Annotated in this window: 21 protein-coding genes; 6 read left to right on the top strand and 15 right to left on the bottom strand. The window is 58.0% G+C overall.

Translation table 11 applies throughout. From position 1 onward, the window contains the following. Position 1: 1 nt before the first annotated feature. From ACR0KN_RS19255 to ACR0KN_RS19230, 6 genes are all read right to left on the bottom strand, one after another. The gene (locus ACR0KN_RS19255; RefSeq protein ID WP_170543416.1) at positions 2–856 is read right to left on the bottom strand and encodes a hydroxymethylglutaryl-CoA lyase; all 855 of its coding nucleotides are present in this window, start codon (positions 854–856) and stop codon (positions 2–4) included. A 79-nt stretch (positions 857–935) separates the two neighbouring features. After that, on the bottom strand, positions 936–2867 hold the full coding sequence (locus ACR0KN_RS19250) for an acetyl/propionyl/methylcrotonyl-CoA carboxylase subunit alpha (protein WP_480655825.1): 1932 nt from the start codon (positions 2865–2867) through the stop codon (positions 936–938). A 3-nt stretch (positions 2868–2870) separates the two neighbouring features. After that, positions 2871–3296 (bottom strand): ASCH domain-containing protein, encoded by a 426-nt coding sequence (locus ACR0KN_RS19245; protein WP_480655823.1) that lies wholly within the window; start codon positions 3294–3296, stop codon positions 2871–2873. Between the two features lies 1 nt (position 3297). Next, entirely contained in the window at positions 3298–4905 is a 1608-nt protein-coding gene (locus tag ACR0KN_RS19240; RefSeq protein WP_480655821.1) for a carboxyl transferase domain-containing protein, read from the bottom strand. Next, positions 4902–5366: a lysozyme inhibitor LprI family protein gene (locus ACR0KN_RS19235; protein WP_480655819.1), complete on the bottom strand. Its 465-nt coding sequence runs from the start codon at positions 5364–5366 to the stop codon at positions 4902–4904. The genes ACR0KN_RS19240 and ACR0KN_RS19235 overlap by 4 nt, the downstream gene beginning before the upstream one ends. Beyond that, positions 5363–6889: an AMP-binding protein gene (locus ACR0KN_RS19230; RefSeq protein ID WP_480655817.1), complete on the bottom strand. Its 1527-nt coding sequence runs from the start codon at positions 6887–6889 to the stop codon at positions 5363–5365. Before ACR0KN_RS19230 ends, ACR0KN_RS19235 begins: the two co-directional genes overlap by 4 nt. A 136-nt stretch (positions 6890–7025) precedes the next feature. Between ACR0KN_RS19230 and ACR0KN_RS19225 the strand changes: the two genes are divergently transcribed. Further along, the gene (locus tag ACR0KN_RS19225) at positions 7026–7631 is read left to right on the top strand and encodes an OmpW/AlkL family protein (RefSeq protein WP_480655815.1); all 606 of its coding nucleotides are present in this window, start codon (positions 7026–7028) and stop codon (positions 7629–7631) included. A 46-nt stretch (positions 7632–7677) separates the two neighbouring features. Here ACR0KN_RS19225 and ACR0KN_RS19220 read toward each other — a convergent pair whose 3' ends face one another. The 3 genes from ACR0KN_RS19220 to ACR0KN_RS19210 form a co-directional block, all read right to left on the bottom strand. Then, a complete protein-coding gene (locus ACR0KN_RS19220) occupies positions 7678–8841 on the bottom strand; it encodes an isovaleryl-CoA dehydrogenase (RefSeq protein ID WP_480655813.1) in 1164 nt (387 codons plus the stop codon). A 163-nt stretch (positions 8842–9004) separates the two neighbouring features. After that, positions 9005–10195: a DegT/DnrJ/EryC1/StrS family aminotransferase gene (locus tag ACR0KN_RS19215; protein ID WP_480655811.1), complete on the bottom strand. Its 1191-nt coding sequence runs from the start codon at positions 10193–10195 to the stop codon at positions 9005–9007. 39 nt (positions 10196–10234) lie between these two features. Continuing rightward, complete coding sequence (locus ACR0KN_RS19210) at positions 10235–10906, bottom strand: HAD-IA family hydrolase (RefSeq protein ID WP_170775670.1); 672 nt, start codon at positions 10904–10906, stop codon at positions 10235–10237. Positions 10907–11040: 134 nt separating this feature from the next. Here ACR0KN_RS19210 and glmU point away from each other — a divergent pair, with 134 nt between their 5' ends. From glmU to ACR0KN_RS19195, 3 genes are read left to right on the top strand one after another with little or no spacing between them, the layout of a single operon-like run. Next, on the top strand, positions 11041–12393 hold the full coding sequence (glmU, locus tag ACR0KN_RS19205; protein ID WP_480655809.1) for a bifunctional UDP-N-acetylglucosamine diphosphorylase/glucosamine-1-phosphate N-acetyltransferase GlmU: 1353 nt from the start codon (positions 11041–11043) through the stop codon (positions 12391–12393). Positions 12394–12396: 3 nt separating this feature from the next. Beyond that, entirely contained in the window at positions 12397–14220 is a 1824-nt protein-coding gene (gene glmS / locus ACR0KN_RS19200) for a glutamine--fructose-6-phosphate transaminase (isomerizing) (RefSeq protein WP_480617762.1), read from the top strand. A gap of 6 nt (positions 14221–14226) precedes the next feature. Next, complete coding sequence (locus ACR0KN_RS19195; protein WP_170476574.1) at positions 14227–14910, top strand: DNA alkylation repair protein; 684 nt, start codon at positions 14227–14229, stop codon at positions 14908–14910. On the opposite strand, the gene ACR0KN_RS19190 is transcribed toward ACR0KN_RS19195, so the two are convergent. Continuing rightward, positions 14898–15320: a hypothetical protein gene (locus ACR0KN_RS19190; protein WP_480655807.1), complete on the bottom strand. Its 423-nt coding sequence runs from the start codon at positions 15318–15320 to the stop codon at positions 14898–14900. The genes ACR0KN_RS19195 and ACR0KN_RS19190 overlap by 13 nt on opposite strands. Positions 15321–15411: 91 nt before the next feature. On the opposite strand from ACR0KN_RS19190, the gene moaA reads away from it, so the two are divergent. Continuing rightward, on the top strand, positions 15412–16419 hold the full coding sequence (gene moaA, locus ACR0KN_RS19185; protein WP_480617763.1) for a GTP 3',8-cyclase MoaA: 1008 nt from the start codon (positions 15412–15414) through the stop codon (positions 16417–16419). Between the two features lies 1 nt (position 16420). After that, on the top strand, positions 16421–17716 hold the full coding sequence (locus tag ACR0KN_RS19180; RefSeq protein WP_480655805.1) for a 3-deoxy-D-manno-octulosonic acid transferase: 1296 nt from the start codon (positions 16421–16423) through the stop codon (positions 17714–17716). 77 nt (positions 17717–17793) lie between these two features. Here ACR0KN_RS19180 and ACR0KN_RS19175 read toward each other — a convergent pair whose 3' ends face one another. Genes ACR0KN_RS19175 through ACR0KN_RS19155 form a run of 5 tightly spaced genes read right to left on the bottom strand, consistent with a single transcriptional unit; the run spans position 17794 to position 24332 of the window. After that, on the bottom strand, positions 17794–18957 hold the full coding sequence (locus ACR0KN_RS19175) for a M20 aminoacylase family protein (RefSeq protein ID WP_480655803.1): 1164 nt from the start codon (positions 18955–18957) through the stop codon (positions 17794–17796). A gap of 17 nt (positions 18958–18974) precedes the next feature. Continuing rightward, positions 18975–20138, bottom strand: coding sequence for a M20 aminoacylase family protein (locus ACR0KN_RS19170; RefSeq protein WP_480655801.1), 1164 nt, complete (start codon positions 20136–20138; stop codon positions 18975–18977). 14 nt (positions 20139–20152) lie between these two features. After that, a complete protein-coding gene (locus ACR0KN_RS19165; RefSeq protein ID WP_480655799.1) occupies positions 20153–21319 on the bottom strand; it encodes a M20 aminoacylase family protein in 1167 nt (388 codons plus the stop codon). A 20-nt stretch (positions 21320–21339) separates the two neighbouring features. After that, complete coding sequence (gene argE, locus ACR0KN_RS19160) at positions 21340–22506, bottom strand: acetylornithine deacetylase (protein WP_480655797.1); 1167 nt, start codon at positions 22504–22506, stop codon at positions 21340–21342. Between the two features lie 5 nt (positions 22507–22511). After that, positions 22512–24332, bottom strand: a complete 1821-nt coding sequence (locus ACR0KN_RS19155) for an ABC transporter ATP-binding protein (RefSeq protein WP_170476593.1) — start codon at positions 24330–24332, stop codon at positions 22512–22514. Positions 24333–24477: the final 145 nt, after the last annotated feature.

Below are 24477 nucleotides of genomic sequence, written 5' to 3'. Positions count from 1 at the left end.
TCTATTCCGCTCGCATAGCCCGCGCCATGTCTGCAGCTTCTTCCAGCACAGACGCGTCCAACCCGGTTTCATATCCCAACCGTTCCAGATGCGCGGCCACCGCTTCGGTTGCCACATTACCCGCTGCACCTGGCGCATAGGGGCAACCCCCGAGCCCGCCGACGGCGGCATCAAACACCCGTACACCCAGCGCCAAAGAAGCATCGATATTGTCGATCGCCCGCCCGTTGGTGTCATGGAAATGCCCAGCAAGCCGAGTGACCGGGACCCGTTCGCGCACGGCCAACAGCATATGCGCGATCTTGTCCGGGGTCCCTTGCCCAATCGTATCGCCCAGCGAAATCTCGTAGCAGCCATGCGCGAACAATGCGTCCGCCACCTCGGCCACCTTTTCGGGCGGGGTCGGGCCGTCATAGGGGCAATCAGTCACGCAGGACACATAACCACGCACGGGCAAATCGATATGCCGCGCGGCCTCAAGGATCGGCACGAACCGTTCGATGGATTCGGCGATGGTCGCGTTAATATTTGCCTTCGAAAATCCTTCGGAGGCCGAGGCAAACACTGCAATCTCATCCGCCTTGGCCGCCAACGCGTCCTCATACCCACGCATGTTCGGCGTCAGAGCCGCATAACGAACGCCTTCTGCCCGCTTGATCCCGGCCAGAACCTCACCGCTGCCTGCCATTTGCGGCACCCATCTCGGTGAGACAAAGCTTGCAACCTCAATCCGGTTGAACCCGCCACGGCTGAGGCAATCGATCAAGGCGACTTTCTCGGCCACCGGGATCTCGCGCTGTTCGTTCTGCAGGCCATCCCGCGGACCGACCTCGAAAATCTCGACCCGTTCTTTCATCAGCGCATCCCTTCCCGGTTTCTTATCGTTTCAATTACGGATGGCCCGACTGTGCCACGCAATCCACAGGCCGAACAGATCAATCCTCGGCCAACCGAACCAGCGCTGCCCCGGCCTCGACCTGTGCTCCCGCTTCGGCCAGCACTTCTGCGACCACGCCATCGCGGGCGGCCAACAGTGAATGCTCCATCTTCATCGCTTCCAGAATGGCCAGCCGGTCGCCTTCTTTCACCGCCTGCCCCGCTGAGGCAAAGACGGCTTTGACCAGACCTGGCATCGGCGCCTCGATCACATTGGTGTCACCCGCCGCGCTTGCGTCGCGGTCCAGAGGGTCAACAACCTCAAACGCCTGCCCATAGTCGTCGAATACAGTGACCTGGGACCTAGCCACGACAACATTGGGCATGGGTGTCCCATTGATGGTCCAGCCAGCGCCACGGCGCTGCGCGATTAGCTGCGCGCCTTCGATCTCCCAAATCTGCCGATCTGTACCTTCGACCTGGACATCCAGATCAACAACCTCTCCATCGCGCAGCAATTGCACAGCGCGATGTAACGGCGCCCATAGCGTAAAGCCCGTTTCTGAGGCCGTCTCGGCCAGACCCAACGCCGTCATCGCTGCAGCCACGGCTGATGCGTAGCTTGCACCAACTTCCTGCACCAGATCGTCAAGATCCCGTCCGATCAGCCCGGTATCCACGTCGCCCGACGCAAACCCGCTGTGCCGCGTCAGAGCACCAAGGAAGGCGAGGTTTGTGACAGTCCCGGCGACCTCGGTCTGGCGCAGGACGCGGTGCAGGCTTTCCAAAGCAACCGCACGCGTCGGGCCATGCACCACCACCTTGGCGATCATGGGATCGTACCAAGGGCTGATCGTATCTCCGGCCCGGACGCCACTATCGGCACGACACTCTTGCGGAAACTGCAGATGCGTCAGCGTACCCGTCGCGGGCAGAAAGCCCTTGGGCACATCTTCGGCATAAAGCCGCGCCTCAAAGGAATGCCCGCTGATCGACAAATCACCCTGCTGTTTCGGCAGGCTTTCGCCCGCAGCTACCCGTAACTGCCATTCGACCAGATCGACACCCGTAATTGCCTCGGTCACCGGATGTTCGACTTGCAGGCGCGTGTTCATCTCCATGAACCAGAACCGATCAGGCCGCAGCCCGTCCGAGGCATCGACGATGAATTCAACCGTTCCTGCGCCCTTGTATCCAATCGCCTCTGCCGCACGTACCCCCGCCTGCCCCATCGCTTCGCGCATTTCAGCGGTCATGCCGGGGGCCGGAGCTTCTTCGATCACCTTCTGGTGCCGCCGCTGCAACGAACAATCGCGTTCAAACAGATGCACCGCTTGGGTGCCATCCCCAAAAACCTGCACCTCGATATGACGTGGTTTGGCGACGAATTTCTCGACCAGTACCGCGTCATTACCAAAGGCCGTCTTGGCCTCACCGCGCGCGCTGTCCAAAGCAGCCGAGAATTCCTCGGGCTTCTCAACCAACCGCATCCCCTTGCCGCCGCCACCTGCAACGGCCTTGATCAGAACAGGATAACCAATGGTATCCGCCGCGCCTGCCAGGTGTTCGGGGTCTTGATTGTCGCCATGATAACCGGGCACAACCGGAACGCCTGCATTCTCCATCAACACCTTGGCCGCGTCCTTAAGGCCCATCTTTCGGATTGCGTCCGCCGATGGGCCGATGAAGGTCAGGCCTGCTGCCTCAACCGCATCCACGAAGTCTGGATTTTCGGACAGAAAGCCATAGCCCGGATGGATCGCTTGCGCGCCGGTCTCGATTGCTGCCTGAATGATCACATCACCTTTCAGATAGCTCTCAGCTGGGGCTGCACCGCCGATATGAACAGCCTCATCGGCCATCTGCACATGCTTGGCCGAGGCATCGGCATCAGAATAAACTGCCACGCAGGATACGCCCATCTTCTGAGCAGTTTTCATCACACGGCAAGCAATCTCGCCTCGGTTGGCAATCAGGATTTTGTTGAACATAGCTTACCCCTCAGCCGCCAGATCTTCGACAAGGCGGAACCGTTCGCACAGCAACCCCATCTCAGGGTCAAACCCGCCATTTCGTTCAAAATACCGGCGATGATCCTCGCGCCAGCCCTCAAGCGTTTCATTCTCACCCTCGGCCAACGCGAAGTCTTCGGTCACATCGCAATAACGGCAGATCGAGACCTCGACCGTTTCGATCACCAAGGCCGGGCGATCATCCCATTCCAGCGCAATATCCTGCCGCCCAACAACAGGGGTATCAGCACTGCCATCGGGGTAGTCACGCAACGCACCACAGGTTGCAGTTTTTCGACCTGATCGCACCAACGCCAGCAGCTCAGCACTTAGCGATGCGTTGTCACCAAACTTGAAAGTCTGGGCGCCCGGATAGCGGGCCATGACGTCATTTAATGAAACGCTCATCTTACATCCTGAACACGCCGAAACGTGTCTCCTCAATCGGGGCGTTTAGCGCAGCACTCAGCGACAAGGCCAACACGTCGCGGCTTTTGCGCGGATCGATGATGCCGTCATCCCACAGGCGGGCCGAGGCATATAACGGGTGCGACTGCTCCTCGAACATGTCCAGCGTCGGGCGTTTGAATTCGGCCTCCTCCTCGGTGGACCAGCTGCCCCCCTGCCGTTCAATCCCGTCACGCTTGACTGTGGCAAGAACGCCCGCAGCCTGCTCGCCCCCCATCACCGAGATGCGCGAATTCGGCCAGGTCCACAGGAATCGAGGCTGATAGGCGCGACCTGCCATGCCGTAGTTTCCAGCTCCGAAAGAACCGCCGACCAGCATGGTGATCTTCGGAACGCTTGTCGTCGCCACTGCCGTCACCATCTTGGCCCCGTGCCGCGCGATGCCTTCGTTTTCGTATTTTCGACCAACCATGAAGCCGGTGATGTTCTGCAGGAAGACCAGTGGTGTTTTGCGCTGCGAACACAGCTCGACAAAATGCGCGCCCTTCTGCGCGGCCTCGGAAAACAGCACGCCATTGTTGGCGATGATCCCAACCGGGCAGCCTTTGACATGGGCGAAACCGGTCACCAGCGTCTCACCAAAACGCGGCTTGAACTCATCAAACCGGGAGCCATCGACCAGACGCGCAATCACCTCGCGGATATCATAGGGCGTACGCAGATCAGCCGGAACAACGCCCAGAATCTCTTCAGGGTCGTAAGCTGGCTCTTCGGGTGCCTCAAACTGTAGGCCGGGCTTCAGCCCGGCACCGCCCAACGACCCGACGGCGCGCCGGGCCAGAGCCAACGCATGCGCATCATCCTCGGCCAGATAATCCGCCACGCCGGACAGGCGCGTATGCACATCGCCGCCACCCAGATCTTCGGCAGTCACAACTTCTCCCGTCGCGGCTTTGACCAGAGGTGGCCCGGCCAGAAAGATCGTCCCTTGCTCTTTCACGATGATGGTCACATCCGACATCGCGGGCACATAGGCCCCGCCCGCCGTGCACGAGCCCATCACGACGGCGATCTGAGCAATGCCCTTGGCGCTCATCCGCGCCTGATTGTAGAAAATGCGGCCAAAGTGATCGCGGTCGGGGAATACCTCATCCTGATTGGGCAGGTTCGCGCCGCCACTGTCGACCAGATAGATGCAGGGCAGATGGTTTTCCTCGGCAATCTCCTGCGCGCGGAGGTGTTTCTTGACCGTCAGCGGATAATATGTGCCGCCTTTCACAGTGGCGTCGTTACACACCACCATGACCTCGCGCCCCTGTACCCGGCCAATCCCCGCAATGACTCCGGCACAGGGCGCGGCATCCCCATACATCCCATGCGCTGCCGTTGCTCCGATCTCAAGAAACGGAGACCCCGGATCAAGCAGGTTCGCCACCCGCCGACGTGGCAGCATCTTGCCCCGAGATTCATGCCGCGCACGGGATTTCTCACCACCACCCATGCGGGCGGCTTCGGCGGCCTCAGAGATATGTGCCAGCGCATCCAGATGTGCGGCTCTGTTCGCCTTGAACCCCTCGGAGGTTGGTATGGCTTTGGATTTTAGTTTCATTCCATCTTCCCCAAGTCGCGCAATTCCACAGCGCGTTCAGCGGTTTCGGTCAGCAGACAATTTGCGGCAACAATCGAGCGTATCGTTCCACCAGACCATATGCCGTAGGCCAGAGCGCATTCAGCGTCCCGAAACCCGATCCATGCGCGCTGAGCATCTCGCAGCTGGTCCGAAAGTTCGGGACTTTGTTCAGCCAGTTCCGCTCTACGCAGTTTATACTGTTCGTTCAGAAATGAATCCCAAACTTGGGTTTCGGCTTGAATACACTCGGTGACGCCAATGGTTGTTTCATTTCCCGGTATCTTTTGGCAGGTATTGGCAGCTGCGCCGAGACATGATGACAAGCTATCGCCCTGCTGCAACTGGGAAAAACACTGTTGAATGTACGACTGGTCTACCCAAGCGCCCTGAGCGGAAACAAGCGATGGAACTAGCATCGCAGCAACTGCAATTCGCATCATGTAATTGCCTCCCCCGCCGCCCGCGCCTTCAGTTCCTTCCGGATCACCTTCCCCGTCACCGTCATCGGCAACTCGTCCAGAAACGCCACCTCGCGCGGATAGGAGTACTGAGCCAGACGGTCCTTGACCCAATCCTGCAACTCCTGCTCCACAGCCTCAGCGCCCGGTTTCAACACCACATAGGCCTTCACGATCTCGGTTCGCAGCGGATCAGGCTTACCGACCACGCCCACCGTTGCCACCGCCGGATGGGTCAGCAGGCAATCCTCGATCTCAGCGGGTCCGATGCGGTATCCGGCCGACGTGATCACGTCATCATCGCGGCCGACAAAGCGAAGATAGTCTCCCTCCCAAACGCCGCGGTCTCCGGTGATCAGCCAATCACCACGAAACTTCTCAGCGGTCGCATCGGGCCGGTTCCAATATTCCAGCATCATCGAGGCCGAGCCACGCCGGATAGCGACGTCGCCCTCTTCATTGGTTGGCCGGCCGTCGCCATCAATCACCGCTACTTCATGCCCGGGCACCGGCTTGCCGATACAGCCGGGGTGCACCGGGAAATCCTCAGCGCAGGAGGACACGACCATATTGCATTCGGTCTGGCCATAAAATTCGTTGATCGTCAGGCCAAACGCCTTTTTACCCCAGGCCAACATCTCGGCCCCCAGAGGCTCCCCTCCGGACGCGACCGAGCGCAAACCGGGGATCGTCTGGTCCGCAGCTTTCAACATACGAAGGGCGGTCGGCGGGAAGAACACATTCCGTACCCCGCCACGCATGACGAGATCAGTGCAGGCCTCGGGAGTGAACTTATCCAACCTCGCCGCAACGACCGGTACACCCAGCGCTAGACCGGGCATAAGCACATCGAACAGACCGCCGATCCAAGCCCAGTCTGCCGGTGTCCACAGACAATCCCCCTGACGCAGATGATTGTGGCTGATCGATACGCCCGGCAGGTGACCCGTCAGCACCTGGTGCCCGTGCAGTGCCCCCTTTGGGCTACCGGTGGTGCCTGAGGTGTAGATCAATACTGCAGGGTCCTCGGGTCTGGTGTCAGCAAACGGCACAGGTGGTCCCTCTTGCCCGATCTGATCGGCAAGAACTGGTTTGGCCAGATCACCAACAAGCGCGGCCCCTTCGGGATCTGTCAGAACAATTTCTAAGCCCGCGTCGCCGACGCGCGATGATAGCGCATCGTGTTTGAACAACTTGAACAGGGGTACCGAAATCGCGCCGATTTTCCAGATCGCCAAATGTGCCGCCGCACACCAGGGCGACTGGCTCAGGAACACACCCACCCGATCACCGGGTCGGACGTCGTTGATCAGAGCACGCGCAATACCATCTACCATTTCACCCAAATCGCCGAACGTAACTTCACGCGGATCAGAGGCCGTCAGGTCCAGTATCGCAACCTGTTCTGAAGGCTGAGAAAGGCACTGTCGCGCCATATTCAATCGATCCGGTATGGCCCAGCATTGATCACCGCGCAGACCCGGTATGACCCTAGCAGGAGACACTCAGATTCTCCCTTATTTTACTGGCAGTTGACCCATGCTTCATCGGCGCAATTTCGATGCGAAATTGATGCAGATCAGAGTTTGGCGGCCTCGGCCCATCCACAAGGTCTATATTAACGCAACCAAAGGCATGAATATGACAAAGAAACTCGCCGCTTTGACCCTTTCCACCGCGCTTGTCGCGCTGGCTGCTCCGGTGTTCGCCCAATCTCAGGGAGATTGGACTGTTGGTGTAGGTGTCGGTTATCTGGATCCCAAATCCGACAACGGCTCGCTCGCTGGGTTTGACGCCGACGTTGACTCGGACACGCGCCCCATCTTCACCGTCGAGTACTTCGTTCAGGACAACCTCGGGATCGAATTGCTGGCCTCGACCCCCTACAAACATGACGTCACTCTTGGTGGCAGCGTTGATGCCGGAAGCGTCAAACACCTGCCGCCCACCCTTTCGCTGAACTATCATTTCCCGACCAATAGCGCATGGAAACCCTATGTCGGCGCGGGTCTGAACTACACCATCTTCTTCGAAGAGGACTCGCCCCTGGGCGATTTGGGTCTGGACAATTCCTTTGGCGTCTCGCTGCAGGCCGGTCTGGACTACATGGTCACCGACAAAGGCGCTGTGCGTCTGAACGTGCGTTGGTTCGACATCGACTCGGACGTCACTTTGGACGGCACCGACATCGGCAAAGCCGAAATCGACCCGTTCCTGATTGGCGTGTCCTACGTCCATACGTTCTGATCCAATCAACAAAGCCCCGGAGTTCGTAAAACTGCGGGGCCTTCCCTCACAGCATTTCGTTCATCATCTCACGGCCGATCAGCATCCGACGGATTTCGCTGGTGCCCGCGCCGATCTCCATCAGCTTTGCATCGCGGAATATCCGACTGACCGGCGCATCGGAAAGGAACCCGGCCCCGCCCAGCGCTTGCACCGCTTGATGCGCCTGCACCATCGCCTGTTCCGATGCATATAGGCAGCACGCTGCCGCATCCTGTCGGGTCACATCTCCCCGATCACAGGCCTTAGCGACTTCATAGACATAAGCCCGCGCCGAATTCATCGCGGTGTACATATCTGCGATCTTACCCTGCATCAGTTGGAACGAGCCAATCGGCTTGCCGAACTGTTTGCGCTCGGCCAGATAGGGCATGACCTCGTCCAGACAGGCTGCCATGATACCTGTCCCGATCCCAGCCAGCACAACACGTTCGTAATCCAGACCGGACATCAGGACGGCAACGCCCTTGCCCTCTTCGCCCAGAACATTCTCAAACGGCACCTCGACGTCTTCAAAGATCAACTCAGCCGTATTCGACCCACGCATTCCCAGCTTGTCGAAATGAGGCGAGGTCGAGAATCCTTTCATCTCTTTCTCGATCAGGAAGGCTGTGATCCCTTTCGATCCGGCCTCGGGGTCTGTCTTGGCATAGACGACCAGAGTATCGGCGTCCGGCCCATTGGTGATCCAATATTTGTTGCCATTCAGGCGGTAGTAATCATTCCGCTTTTCCGCGCGCAACTTCATCGAGACCACATCCGATCCGGCCGAGGGTTCGGACATTGCAAGCGCGCCCACATGATCGCCCGAAATCAGGCGCGGCAGGTACTTCTGTTTCTGCTCATCCGTCCCATTCAGCTTGATCTGGTTCACGCACAGATTCGAATGTGCCCCATATGACAACGAGACTGAGGCCGAGGCGCGCGCCACCTCTTCCACTGCAATGGTATGCGCCAGATACGACATTCCCGCCCCACCATAATCTTCTGGCACTGTGACGCCCAGCAGGCCAAGGTCGCCCATCTCTTTCCACAGTTCATTCGGAAAGGCGTTCGAAGCATCAATCTCGGCCGCCATCGGCTTGACCCGTTCCTGCGCCCAACGGTGGACCATCTCACGCAGGGCGTTCACGTCCTCGCCCAGATCGAATTGCATTGTGGCCATAAACATGCAGGGCTCCTCCGATTGCATTAATGAACAAGTGTTCAATAATCAAATAGCAGCGATTCCCCCTTCGGTCAACGACGACGCGCAGGCCAACGCAAAACGCCGCCCGGCAAGGGACGGCGTATTCAAATAAATCGAGCGTGCGCTGAAAGCGCACTCCGCTGGATTACGACTGATAGACCGCGCTGACCTCAGCCCGGATTATGCGCGCGATTTGGCTACAATCCTCTAGCGAGAAGGTCAACGGAACGCGCATATCCATGATCCCGGCCAATATCCGATCACTGACCGGCATAGCGGTACTGTCGGCATAGCGCCAACTGTCATAGCGTGAGGTAAAGCCCGACGGCTCGTCCCCTCCGAACCACTTCAGTTCAACCCCGCGCGCGGCGCAGCGCTGGATGACCTCGGCAATACGCTCGGGCGTCCAGTCCAGCAACAGGAATTGGATCGACGAACCGACATAGGTCTCAGCATCGGGCCGCTCTACGATTTTCAAACCGGGTGTTCCCCGCAGACCATGCTCCATTTCATCATATCGTTCATTCCAGCGCTGCACCTGCCGGTCCAGATCGCGCAACTGCGGACGTAAGATCGCCGCACGCAAATTGTCCATCCGGCCCGAGACATTGGGGGTGGTGTATTTGATCTGCTCGAAAACCTCCGGCCCGGGCGCTGCCAGATGGCGTTCATAAAGCATGTAAGACCCGGACAACATCGTAGCCTTGGCGGCCAGTTCCGGATCATCCGTGATCAGCAACCCGCCCTCGCCCGAATTGACATGTTTATATGTCTGGCACGAGTAACATCCGATGGCCCCCTGCCGCCCAGACAGCTGCCCGCGCCAGGCAGCGCCCATGGTGTGGGCGCAATCTTCGATCACGATCACACCCGCCGCATCACACATCTGCATCAGGCGATCCATATCGCACAAATGACCTCGCATGTGGCTGAGCATCAGTACCTTCGCCTGATCCAGTTTGGCGTCAAGATCATCCAGATCGATGGTCAGGGCTTCGGTCACACCAACAAAGACCGGCTTTGCGCCCACCGACGCAATCGCCCCCGGCACCGGGGCCAGAGTGAATGCGTTGGTCAGAACCGGATCGCCCGGCTTTACGCCAACTGCCCGCAACGCTGTGGCCAGAGCGTAGCCCCCCGATGAGACCGCCAGACAGTATTTCGCCCCCATCTGGGCGGCGAATTCCTGTTCCAACAGCGCAGTTTCGCTCAACTCGCCAGGTGCAACGTTGTAACGATGCAACCGACCATGGCGCAGGACGGCCACGGCAGCCTCGATGGCGTCTTCGGGGATGGGTTCTTGCTGGGTAAAATTACCCGTGAATGTCTCGGTCATAGGTCTGTTTTGGTGTGGAGTCTCAAGCGGGTCAAGGGATCACGCGGCCGCTCCGATCAAATCGGAGACCAGTTTCGGTAAATCATCAAAATGATGCAGCAGCGCCTCGGGCTCGAGCGCGGCCATTTCGTCGCCTGATGGGCCGAAGGTCACCAGAACCGACGGCACACCCGCAGCCCGCGCCGTGTTCCGGTCAGTGTCCGAGTCGCCGATCAGCACGCAATGATCGGGATGCCCCCCTGCGCGGCGCGCCGCTTCGCGCAAAGGCTCAGGATCAGGTTTGCGCACCGGCAACGTATCAGCCCCTACCAGCGAAGCGAAACGATCGCGCGCGCCCATCCGGGACAGCAGCAGATCGGCAAGGCCTTCGGGTTTGTTGGTGCAGATACCCACGCCATAACCTGCACCTTTCAGTGCTTCGACGGCTTCAAGCGCACCGGGATAGAAATAGGTATGCGTATCGATCGCTTGCCCATAGACGTCCAGAAAGATCGGATAATAGGCTTCGACGACGTCCGCGTCATAGGCGCCGACCCGCTTCAATCCATGGGACAACATCAAGCGTGCACCGCGTACCGAAACCGCCGCATCAAGCTCGGGCATCAGTACATCCCCGTGACCCATCTCGCGAAAACAGTGGTTTGCAGCGGCCAGCAAATCACCGGATGTATCCGCCAAAGTTCCATCCAGATCAAAGATTACCGTACGCATGTTTATCTCCTGAACCGGCGGGATTCCGCCATGTCGTGTTGCAAACGGCAATCTTCTTTGATGGCCGAACCGCTTGCGCCTTTGACCACAGCGGATAAAACGGGCCACAACAAAACAAAAGAGAAAATGATTTCATGAGCAATGCCCTTGTCATTCTTGCCGCCGGAAAAGGCACAAGGATGAACTCTGATATTCCCAAAGTCCTTCACCCGATTGCCCAGGTGCCGATGTTGGTTCATGCCATGCGTGCCGGTGCTGTCCTGTTTCCCGAGCGCACCGTGATTGTTACCGGCCACGGCGCGGAAGCCGTTGCACGCGTCGCTGAAGCCGAAGATGAAAACGCCAGCATTGCGGTGCAGGAAGAGCAGCTTGGCACCGCACATGCAGTTGCGCAGGCGCGTGCAGCGCTGGATGTTTTTCAGGGGGACGTGGTCGTCCTCTATGGCGATACCCCGTTTCTGCAGCCCGACACCCTGCAGCGAATGATTGAAGCGCGCACAAAAAACGATCTGGTCATTCTTGGGTTCGAAGCTGCAGATCCCGCCCGTTATGGTCGCTTGGTCATGGATGGTGACTCGCTCGAGCGGATTGTTGAATTCAAGGATGCCACTGACGAACAACGCGCCATAACCTTCTGTAACTCAGGCCTTTTGGCGTGTGACGCTGAAACCCTTTTCTCACTTATCGATGCGGTTGGAAACGACAATGCCTCGGGTGAATATTATTTGACCGACGTCGTTGAGATAGCCCGCGACAAGGGTCTTAACGTAACTGCCGTGGCCTGCGATGAAGCGCAGACATTGGGTGTGAACTCCCGAGCGGATCTGGCGGCAGCGGATGCAGTGTTCCAAGAACAGGCGCGCTCCGAACTACTTGATCTGGGAGTCACTTTGATGGCACCTGATACGGTGTATCTGGCAGCAGATACCGTGATTGGTCGCGACACTGTCATTGAACCAAATGTGGTTTTTGGCCCCGGTGTAACCGTGGAAAGCGGCGCAACAATCCGGGCGTTTTCGCATCTCGAAGGCTGCCATGTCAGCCGAGGTTCCGTGGTCGGACCCTATGCCCGCCTACGCCCGGGTGCAGAGCTGGCTGAAAACGCGAAAATCGGCAACTTTGTTGAGATCAAGAACGCCGAGATCGCAGAAGGCGCAAAGGTGAATCACCTCAGCTATATCGGCGACGCTTCGGTTGGGGCGGCTACAAATATCGGTGCTGGAACCATCACCTGCAACTATGACGGCGTGATGAAGCACAAAACGACCATCGGGGAAAACGTGTTCATCGGATCGAACACGATGCTGGTGGCCCCGGTCACTCTGGGTGACGGCGCGATGACCGCCACGGGGACCGTAGTGACCAAGGATGTTGAGCCAGACGCATTAGCCGTGGCGCGTGCCAAGCAAGAGAATAAGCCCGGCTACGCGCGCAAATTGTTTGAAATGTTGAAGGCGAAGAAGGCTCGCCGCGACAAAGGAGCCTGAATTATGTGTGGAATTGTTGGTGTTCTGGGCAGCCACGAAGCCGCCCCTATTCTGGTCGAAGCACTGAAGCGACTTGAGTATCGCGGCTATGACAGTGCGGGTATCGCTACAGTTAAGGATGGCGCGCTTGGGCGTCGTCGGGCTGTCGGCAAGCTGGTGAACCTGAGCGATCTTCTGGTGCACGAACCATTGGCCGGGAAATCCGGCATTGGTCATACCCGCTGGGCGACTCATGGTGCGCCTTCAGTAAACAACGCGCACCCACACAAGGCGGGACCTGTCGCTGTTGTGCACAATGGTATCGTTGAAAACTATCGCGAACTGCGGGCTGAGTTGTCTGAACATGGCGTTGACTTTGTCACGGACACTGACACCGAGACCGTTGCCTTGATGACAGAACGGTACATGTCCGAAGGACAATCGCCGATCGACGCCGCGTTCAATACCATCGACCGGCTCAAAGGCGCATTCGCACTCGCCTTCCTATTCGATGGGCAAGAAGATCTGATCGTCGCAGCGCGTAAGGGCTCGCCACTGGCGATAGGTCATGGCGATGGTGAGATGTTTGTCGGCTCGGACGCTATCGCATTGGCCCCGCTGACCGATCGCATCACCTATCTTGAAGAAGGCGATCGGGCGGTACTGACCCGCACTTCGCTGGAGATTCGAACCGAAACCGGTGAGCTTGCCAACCGCGAAGTCCGGCAAATTCAAATCGATCAGACCCGTGCCGACAAAGGCGGCCACAAGCACTATATGGCCAAGGAAATTGCCGAGCAGCCTGTTGTGGTGGCCGAAGCCATCCGCTCGTATCTTCCGACCGGAGGCGATCGGGTGGTGTTGCCCGGTGACGATCTGGATTTCACCAAGCTGGACCGTCTGACCATGGTGGCCTGCGGCACTGCATTCTATGCCTGCCTGACGGCGAAATACTGGTTCGAACAGCTGGCCAAGATGCCAGTTGAAGTCGATATCGCCAGCGAGTTCCGCTATCGCGAGCCTCCGATCTCGGACCGGACGCTTGCGCTGTTTGTCAGCCAGTCGGGCGAAACCGCCGACACGCTTGCTGCCCTGCGCTATTGCGAAGGCAAGGCAGACAAGATCGTCTCGGTCGTCAATGTCGCCGAAAGCTCGATTGCGCGCGAAAGCGATATGGCTTTACCAATCCATGCGGGTGTTGAGATCGGTGTTGCCTCGACCAAGGCGTTCACCTGTCAGCTTAGCGTGTTGCTGATGCTTGCCCTCAAAGCAGCTGCAGATCGAGGCACGCTGAACGATGAAGAGATCGCCGATCACACGGCCGCCCTTCGCGGCTTGCCGACAGTTCTGAATGCAGCGCTGGATCAGAACGACGCTATTCGCCAATCTGCCCAACGTCTGTCCGAGGCGCGCGACGTGCTGTTCCTGGGCCGTGGCCTCATGTACCCTCTGGCCATGGAAGGTGCGCTGAAGCTCAAGGAAATTAGCTACATCCACGCCGAAGGTTACGCTTCGGGCGAGTTGAAACACGGCCCCATCGCCCTGATCGACAAGCATATGCCGGTTGTTGTCATGGCACCGCGCGACGCAGTTTTCGACAAGACAGTTTCGAACATGCAGGAGGTGATGGCGCGTAAGGGCAAGGTTATCCTTGTCTCGGATGATGATGGTATCGCAGAGGCTGAAGATGGGGTTTGGAGTACGATCCGTATGCCACATGTGCACACCAGCCTTGCCCCGATCCTCTATTCAGTGCCCGCGCAACTGCTGGCCTACCACACGGCGGTGGCTAAAGGTACGGATGTGGATCAGCCGCGCAATTTGGCAAAATCCGTCACGGTCGAGTGACGGCACATGCAGGCCTATCTCGATCAGATCAAAGCCCATGCCGATCCTGAACGGGCAGAACAGGTGGCGGCCTATCACAAGGTTGACCGTCCGTATCTGGGTGTTCCGAATCCGGTGCTCAACGATCTGACCAAGGAGTGGCGGCGTAAACTCGAAATCACTGACCGCATCGCCGTCGCCGACAGTTTGTGGCAGACCAACATCCATGAAGCACGGGTCGCTGCGGCAAAGCTGTTGACCCAAGCCCGAATCCGCCCCGATGACGCGGTATGGGATCTGTTGCAAAGCTGGCTGCCAGAATTCGACGCCTGGGCAGTGGCCGACCATGCCAGCATGGCAATGCAAAAGCGCCTGAAAGCCGATCCGACGCGGCTGGATCAAGTCGAACAGTGGACCAAATCAAATCATATGTGGACTAAGCGTGCCGCGCTGGTCGCCACCTTGCCCTGGACCAAACAGAACCACCCCAAACCGAAAGAGTTGGAGTGCCGCGACCGTATTCTTGGTTGGGCTGCAAGCTATGTCCCTGACCGGGAATGGTTTATCCAGAAAGCCATCGCATGGTGGCTGCGCGAATTGTCAAAGCACGATTCACAGCGCGTCGTCGCATTTCTTGAAACGCACGGGGCAAACATGAAACCTTTTGCCCGTAAAGAAGCGGGCAAATTCCTGCGCGCTCAGTCGGAATAGACTTCCAGTTCTACCAGCTCATCAAACGGCACAAGCAATGCGCGCATTGCCTCTAGTGACAAACGGCTTCCACCGCCTTCAGGCCCCGGCGCGGGGATAAGCGCAACATAGGCCTGCGCGCCTGTACGCGGTACAACGATACGACCATTGATTTCGGTCTTAACCAGGGGTGTTTGCAGCCAACGTCCCGGCGTATTCGGATCGCCAAGTCCTGCGACCGTCGTTTTTGCACCCGCCCAACCGACAGTAGCGTCGACAGGTTCGGGCACCTCCTCAGCTGTCTCTGGCGCGGCAGGCGCGGTCACAGGCGCGGTGGATGACCCACTAAACACTCGGTCCGTGGCGGACCGAACCGCATCGCAGCCAGCGACAAAAACAAAAACCAAAACCAAAACCAAAGCATATTTCATGCTGAAAACCCTATTCTTCTCAGCTTGACTGTTCCAGCCCAAAACGCAGTTCGCCCTTGCCGCGGCCGGGCCTCCGCTTTACCTATGAGCCATGACAGCTCCGCTAATCGACCCATTTGCCCGCGCCATCACCTATCTCCGCGTCTCCGTCACGGACCGCTGTGATTTTCGCTGCGTCTATTGCATGTCCGAGGATATGAAGTTCCTCCCCAAAAAGGACCTTCTGACGCTGGAAGAACTGGACCGCATGTGCACCACGTTCGTGAACCTGGGCGTCGAAAAGCTGCGCATCACCGGAGGAGAGCCTCTGGTGCGCCGGAACATCATGTCTTTCTTCAACAGCATGACCCGGCATCTGGATAGCGGCGCCCTGAAAGAGCTGACACTGACAACCAATGGTTCACAGCTGCATCGTTTCGCCGAAGAACTTTATGCGGCGGGTGTGCGACGTGTGAATGTATCGCTAGATACTCTGGACGAGGACAAATTCGCTAAGGTCACCCGCTGGGGCCGCCTCAAACAGGTACTGAACGGCATCGACGCGGCGCAAAAGGCCGGGCTGCGTGTCAAGATCAACGCTGTTGCGCTTAAAGGTTTCAACGAACCGGAACTGCCCAAGATCACTGACTGGTGTGCCGAGCGCAACATGGACCTTACCTGGATCGAGGTCATGCCCATGGGCGATATCGGCAACGAGGACCGCCTAGATCAATATTGGTCGCTCAAAGACGTCCGCAAGGAATACGAAAACCACTATGCCGTCACCGATCTGGCTGAACGCACCGGCGGTCCGGCGCGCTATGTGAGACTAGAGGAAACGGGTCAGAAAATAGGGTTCATCACACCCCTTTCGCATAATTTCTGCGAAAGCTGCAATCGCGTGCGCCTGACCTGCACGGGCGAGCTGTATATGTGCCTGGGTCAAGAAGACATGGCGGATCTGCGCGGTCCTCTGCGCGACCATCCCGATACGGAGCAACCGCTTGAAAAGGCGATCCGAGCTGCTATCAACCTCAAGCCCAAGGGTCATGACTTTGATTACTCGAGGCAGTCTATCGACGGCCAAATGAGCCGTCATATGAGCCATACAGGCGGCTGAAATGCCCGAAAGCCCACAGCCTACTCTGCTGTACAAATTGTACTGCGGCCTGATGACGACCGCCGAACCGCTGGTCTGGCGTAAAATCCGTGGAAAACTGCAGGCTGCAGGCGTCTCCAATACTCGCCAGCAGGAACGGCTGGGCCATGCCAGTCTGCCTCGCCCGCAAGGGCAACTGATTTGGTTCCACGCCGCCAGTGTAGGTGAAAGCCTTTCAGTCCTAAGCCTGATCAATCGATTGGGAAATCGCTTGCCGGAAGCCGAATTTCTGATCACCTCAGGTACCCCGACTTCCGCCGAACTGATCGGGAAACGCCTTCCTGCGCGCGCCCGCCATCAATATCCACCCCTGGACAGCGCGGCTCCTGTGCGCCGGTTTCTGGACCATTGGCAGCCCAGTGCAGGCATCTTCGTTGAAAGCGAAATCTGGCCACGATTGATTGTTGAAGCCACCAACAATGGCGCGCCACTGGCGCTGCTCAATGCCCGTCTGTCAGACAAATCAGCCACTGGATGGAAGAAACGCCCCAAAACCGCACGCTTCATTCTGGATCAGTTCAAGCTGTTTCTAACTCAAAACAGCAAAACAGCCGACAACCTGATTGCCATGGGCGCTGATGCTGATCGCGTCCAACCGGGCACAAACCTCAAAGCCATGTCTGATCCGCTGCCCGTCCAGCAGGAAACACTAGACGCGATCAAATCACAGATCGCTGGACGCCCAATGTGGATTGCCAGTTCGACGCATTCAGGTGAGGAAGAAATCGTTCTGGCGGCTCATCGGTTGTTGTTGCAGCGTTGGCCTGATCTTCTGCTGCTACTGATCCCGCGCCACCCTGAGCGCAGGGATGAGGTCATTAAACTCGCAGGCGATGCCGGCCTGTCGACTGCTCAACGCAGCACGGATCAGCCGATCAGGTCAGACACTCAGGTTTATGTCGCAGATACATTAGGCGAAACCGGAACCTGGTACGCACTTTGCCCGATCGTCTTCCTGGGTGGCTCGCTGAAGGAGATCGGAGGCCACAACCCTTTCGAACCTGCGCAAGCTGGGGCCGCGGTAATCACAGGTCCGGGCTTCTTCAATTTTGCCGAAACATTTGCACCCTTGATCGAAACCGGCGGCGCGGTCTTGGTCAATTCTGCCAGTGACCTTTCAGATTCGGTCGCCCTATGGCTGTCGGAAAAGGATGTTCTTGCCGCAGCGCAAACCGCAGCCCAAGCTTGCGTCAACACGCAAAAATCCGCGTTGGACGAGGTGATCGACACGCTGTGCAACCGCCTTTCACTCCGCTGACCTTGGGCACCGATCCCGCTTTTTCTGGTTAAAAATATCCCGGAGAGCGCGAGGGGCTGGCCCCTCGCCTCTCACCTTCAAGCAGCAGGCATCCGCTGCTCAACAATCTCAGCCCACCAACTACACCCGGCAGGAATAGCCTCATCGTTGAAGTTATACTCCGGGTGATGAACCATCGCCGTGTCGCCATTGCCCACCAGGATATAAGCGCCCGGGCGTTCTTCGAGCATAAACGCGAAATCCTCACCACCCATAACCAGAGGGGCCTCATCACAGCTTCCCGAGACCGATTTAGCCACCTCAGCGGCAAAATCCGTCTGTTCGTCACTGTTCACCATGACCGGATACCCGCGAATATAGGTCACATCTGCCGTTCCACCGAACGTTGCCGCGACACCATTGCAAATCTCATTGATCCGCTTTTCCGCCAAATCACGCATCTCTTTGCTCATGGTACGCACGGTACCTTTGATCTGCACCGTTTGCGGAATCACGTTGAATGCCTTCGAAGACGTCTCGAACGACGTCACTGACACCACAACCTGATCGATCGGGTCCGCATTGCGCGAAGCAATTGTCTGAAACGCCAGAACCGCCTGTGCGGTCATGACGGTCGTGTCGATGGTCTCCTGTGGCTTCGCGGCATGGCCACCGCGGCCCTCAAAGGTAATGTCAAACTGATCAGTCGCAGCAAAGAACGAACCCGGACGGATGGCGAAACTGCCCACCGGACGGCCCGGCCAGTTGTGCATGCCGTAGACCTCTTGGATATTCCAACGCTCCATCATGCCGTCTTCGCACATCTCACGACCGCCGCCGCCACCTTCTTCGGCAGGTTGGAAAATCACAACGACTGTGCCGTCGAAATTGCGCGTCTCCGACAGATATTTCGCTGCACCAAGCAGCATTGCTGTATGACCATCATGACCACAGGCATGCATCGCCCCATCGGTTTTTGAGGCATAATCCAGCCCCGTCGCCTCATGAATCGGCAGCGCATCCATGTCCGCCCGCAGACCGATGACCTTTCCGTTGGAATCAGATTTGCCCTTGATCACACCAACGACGCCGGTGCGCCCGATCCCAGTGACGACCTCGTCACAGCCGAATTCTTTCAGCTTTTCCGCGACCAGAGCGCTGGTGCGGTGAGTTTCAAACAGAATCTCAGGGTTTTCATGAATATCACGTCGCCATTCGGTGATTTCGGCCTGTAATTCAGCAAAGCGGTTCTTAACTGGCATCTTTTCTCTCTCCTAATTCAAGCCGCCGGCATCCGGCGCTCGACCATTTCGGCAAACCATGAGCATCCCATCGGGATGATCTCATCGTTGAAATTGTATTCGGGGTGGTGCAGCCCGGCGCTGTCGCCATTGCCCAACACGATGAAGGCCCCGGGGCGTTCTTCCAGCATGAACGAGAAATCCTCGCCCCCCATTACCATCGGCGCTTCACCACAGTTGCCGCCTACGGAAATAGCGGCCTCAGTGGCATAGCCCGTCTGTTCCTCGGCGTTGATCGTTACCGGAACACCGCGCGTGTAGGTCACTTTGACAGTGCCACCGAAGGTGTCGGCAATACCCTGAGCGACCTCGGTCAGCCGCGTCTCGATCAGGTCGCGCATTTCGTTCGAATGCGTCCGCACCGTACCGCGCACCTGCGCCGATTGAGGGATCACGTTGAACGCCTTGGATGAGGTCTCAACGGAAGTCACAGACAGAACCGCCTGCAAGATCGGATCTGCGTTACGTGAGACGATGGTCTGCAGTGCCACGATCAGCTGCGAGAGCATTACCGTCGTATCAATGGTTTCATGCGGTTTAGCCGCGTGGCCGCCCCGGCCTTCCAGTTGAATGTCGAACTCATCCGCAGCCGCCAGCAGTGGTCCGGACCGGATGGCGAACTGACCCGTCGGCACACCGGGTACATTGTGCATGGCATAGACTTCCTGAATGCCGAAACGGTCCATCAGACCGTCCTTGCACATTGCTTCGGCCCCGTTTCCGCCCTCTTCGGCGGGTTGGAAAATCACGATGGCCGTCCCGTCGAAATTGCGGGTCTCGGACAAGAATTTCGCCGCCCCCAGAACCATCGCGGTATGGCCATCATGCCCGCAGGCATGCATAGCACCATCAGTCTTCGACGCATAGTTGAGGCCCGTCTGCTCCTGCATTGGCAGCGCGTCCATATCGGCGCGCAGCCCGATCACGCGGCCCTGTGTGTCGGTTTTACCTTTGATCACGCCTACAACACCGGTCCGGCCAATGCCCGTCACGACCTCATCGCAACCGAACTCTTTCAGCTTTTCGGCCACCAAAGCGCTTGTGCGGTGGGTGTCATAGAGGATCTCGGGATGTTGATGGATATCCCGCCGCCAACCGGTGATTTCTTCGTGCATTTCGGCAAGTCGGTTCTTGATTGGCATCTGATCCTCCCAAATCAGGCGACGGGCATTCGTCGTTCCACCAGTTCTGCAAACCAACTGCAGCCGGCGGGTATGGCGTCGTCGTCAAAATTGTATTCTGGGTGATGGCACATGGCCGTGTCCCCATTCCCGATAAAGATGTAGGCTCCGGGCCGTTCTTCAAGCATGTAAGCGAAATCTTCTGATGGCATGATCGGATCGGTACTGTCGTTGACCTTACCTGAGACCGCCTCTGCGGCTTCAGCAGCAAAAACCGTTTCAGCCTCGGAGTTCACGGTCACCGGATACCCTGGTGTCCATGTCATTTTCGCGGTTGCCCCAAAGGCCGAGGCCGTATCTTCAGCGATCCGTCGCACGCGCTCTTCCGCGATCTTGCGATATTCGGGATCAAGCGTGCGAACCGTGCCTTGCAGACGTACCGTATGGGCGATCACATTCGAAGCAGCGCTGTCAGTTTCAAATGTTCCGACGGTCAGCACGACACGTTTGATCGGATCGACCGTACGCGACACAACCGATTGCAGTGCAACGACAATATGCGATGCAACCAGCGTCGTGTCCACCGCATCATGCGGGGCAGCAGCATGGCCGCCTTTGCCCGTCACAACGATTTCGAACTCATCTGATGAGGCCAGCAATGCGCCTGGGCGGATGGCGAATTCCCCAACCGGCATCCCGGGCATATTGTGCATCCCATAGACTTCTTGGATGCCCCAACGGTCCATCAGCCCGTCCTGGCACATCGCCAGACCACCTGCCCCGCCTTCCTCGGCAGGTTGAAAGATCAGAACCACGGTGCCATCGAAATTCCGCGTCTCAGCGAGATATTGCGCCGCCCCCAGCAGCATCGAGGTATGACCGTCATGCCCGCAGGCATGCATCTTGCCCGAAACGGTCGAGGCATAGTCAAGCCCGGTCGCCTCTTCGATCGGCAGAGCATCCATATCGGCACGCAGTCCGATAACCCGACCCTTCGTATTTTCGCGCCCTTTGATCACCGCGACAACACCAGATTTGCCGATGCCAGGCGTGATGTCATCGACTCCGATCTCGCGTAGACGATCAACGACAAAACCCGCCGTTTCTTCGACATCGTACAGCAACTCAGGGTGCATATGCAGATGGCGGCGCCACTCGGTGATTTCACCATGCATTTCGGCAAGCCGGTTCTTGACGGGCATCTTAGATCTCCCTTCAGGTGTTATTTGCAGAGACGCTGGACCAGACGCTCCATGAATTTGTGACCCGCATCGAACTGCGAAACTTCTATGAATTCATTAGGTTGATGCGCTTGGGCTATATCGCCGGGGCCGCAAATTACCGCCGAGTACCCGGCCTCTTGGAATTGTCCCGCCTCTGTGCCGTAGCTGACGACATGAGTCGCGTTGTCGCCAGTCAGAGAGCGTACAAGTATCTCAGCCTCACCTTCGGTTTCAGGCACCAACGCAGGCACAGCGAAATGATCGGACACGTCTATGCGTGCTTCGGGATGAACGGCCTGAATCTGCACCTCAGCCTGCCGAACCTGATCAAGATAGGCGTCGCGCCATTGTGCAGCTTGTTCGCCGGGCACAACCCGGAAATCCATCATGAACCGGCAATCCTTGGCGGTGATGTTATGCGCTGTGCCACCCTCGATCATGCCGACATGACATGTCGTCCACGGCGGGTCGAATACGGCGGCAATGTCTGATGGTTCCGCCGCCATATTTTCAGCGTTGCGCTGATTGGCCCAATCGATCAGCGGTGCGGCCGCCATGATCGCATTAACACCGGTATGCATGATCGAGCTGTGAACTTCGAACCCCACCACATGTGTGTCGTAGCCGAACCCGCCTTTGTGTCCGGTAACGGCCTGCATCGTTGACGGCTCGCCCACGATCACTGCCGAGCCCTTGGGTAAGACCTTCTGCATAGCCTGAATCATCGGCGGCGCACCTGTGCATCCCACCTCTTCATCAAAGCTCAGCGCCAGTTGCAGGGGGCGTTTCACATCAGCGTATTGCGCCTCAACCAGAGCCCAAATCGCCAGTGCGTCAAAGCCCTTCATATCGCAGGTGCCACGCCCGTAATACTTTCCGTCTTTCTCGGTTACGACAAAAGGATCTGTATCCCAGGGTTGGCCATCGACCGGCACAACATCCGTGTGCCCCGACAGCACGATAGCACCCTCTTCCCAAGGGCCGACATGCGCGAAAATTGCCGCCTTGTGCGGCTGGTCCGGATCCGGCCAGCGATGGGAGTCGATTCCATGGCTTTGCAGATACCCCTCGACCCAATCCACCAGCGGAAGGTTTGTGTCGCGGCTGACCGTTGGGAACGAAATCAGCCGGGTCATGATTTCAAGCGGCGTCAGGCGTTCGGCCATGGGAATTAATATCCGCTGTCAGTCGTCAACACGAAGTGACCGGGCTCGACCTCATTGTACTCCGATGGCTCCGGCTCGTAACCGATTGGATGAATCGGGGACGGAATAGGCTTGAAGTTCAGATCTTTTTCAGATTTGCGCTTGTTCGGGTCGGCAATCGGAACCGCTTTCATCAAGGCTTGCGTATATGCGTGCTGCGGGTTTTCGAATACGCGGGCACGCGGACCCAGTTCAACAATACGCCCCAGATACATCACACCGACATGGTGGCTGACCCGCTCGACCACTGCCATATCGTGGCTGATGAACAGATAGCTGAGGCTAAGTTCGGATTGCAGCTCCATCATCAGATTCAGCACCTGTGCCTGAACCGAGACGTCCAGTGCCGATACAGCCTCATCCGCGATGATCAATTTGGGGTTCAGCGCCAGTGCGCGAGCGATCGCGATCCGTTGCCGCTGACCACCGGACATCTCATGCGGGAAGCGGCGCATGAAGCTGCGCGGTAGCTGCACTTTATCGAAAAGTTGCGCCACGCGGTCCTGCAATTCGGATCCTGACGCAACGCCATAGTTGCGCATCGGCTCGGCCACCTGATCGACCAACTGCATCTGCGGATTGAGCGAGGCGAACGGATCCTGAAAGATCATCTGCATGTCCAGCCGCGCTTTGCGCAGCCCGGCCTGATCCAGCTTCATGATGTCGACCCCGTCCAGATCAACCTCACCCGCCATCGGTTCGACCAGCCGCAGGATCGAGCGCCCTGCCGACGACTTGCCGCACCCAGATTCGCCCACGAGGCTGAGGGTCTGCCCCCGGTTCAGCGTGAACGAGACATCTTCGACCGCATGCACGTTCGAGATGGTCCGGCGCAGCAATCCGCCTTTCACCGCAAAGCGCGTGGTCAGGTTCTTGACCGTCAGCAGAACCTCGTTGGTGCCCGGGATCGGCGCGATGGTCTGGCCTTCCTCACCCAGCAGTTTCATTGGCTCAGGTGCGGCTTTGCCTTGCATCTCACCCAGTTTCGGAACCGCCGCCAACAGTGCCTTGGTGTAGTCGTGCTGCGGGTTCTCGAAGATTTCTTTGACCGTGCCTTCCTCGACCTTGTTGCCGCGGAACATGACCACAACACGATCCGCCATCTGTGCAACCACAGCCATATCGTGCGTGATGAACATCACCGCTGTGCCGGTTTCGCGCTTGAGGCGGTCCATCAGCGCCAAAATCTCGGCCTGAATGGTCACGTCCAGTGCTGTTGTGGGCTCGTCCGCGATCAGAAGGCGCGGCTCACATGCCATGGCCATGGCGATTACCACGCGTTGGCGCATACCGCCGGACAGTTCATGCGGATATTGTTTCAGGCGCCGCTCGGGTTCGGGGATTCTCACCTGCCGCAGCAGCTCCAGCGCGCGGTCCTCAGCCTGCGCTTTGTTCATGTCCTTGTGGATTCGCAATCCTTCAGTCAATTGCCGTCCAACGGTGAACACCGGGTTCAAGGCCGTCATCGGCTCCTGAAAGATCATTCCGATCTCGTTTCCGCGAATCTGTTTCATCAGATCCTGATCGGCACCGGCCAAATTCATCTCTTCGCCATCTCGGCGGTCGAACAGCAATTGCCCACCTGCAATTTCGCCTCCGCCGAACTCGACCAGGCGCATCAACGACAAGGATGAGACAGACTTGCCCGACCCCGATTCTCCTACGATACAGACGGTTTCGCCCGGATTGACCTCGAACGAGACATCCTCGACCCCGACCACCGGGCCATCTTTTGTTTGGAATTCGACCCGTAGTTTTTTGATCTGGGCAATTGGCTGATCCAGCACGCGCGCTCTCCCCTTGGCGGCTTTTCGGATTGAGTGCCAAACGCTAAGGCCGAGGGATGTGAAAAGTCAAACCGATTGGTCAAAATTCGCACGGCAAGGCTTGCAATTTTCCAAAACTCTGTTTCGATACGCCGCGTAACCGTTT

This window comes from Ruegeria sp. AP7 (assembly GCF_056539905.1).
The sequence above is the reverse complement of the archived record's forward strand: the minus strand, read 5'-3'. Positions and strand labels throughout refer to the sequence as shown.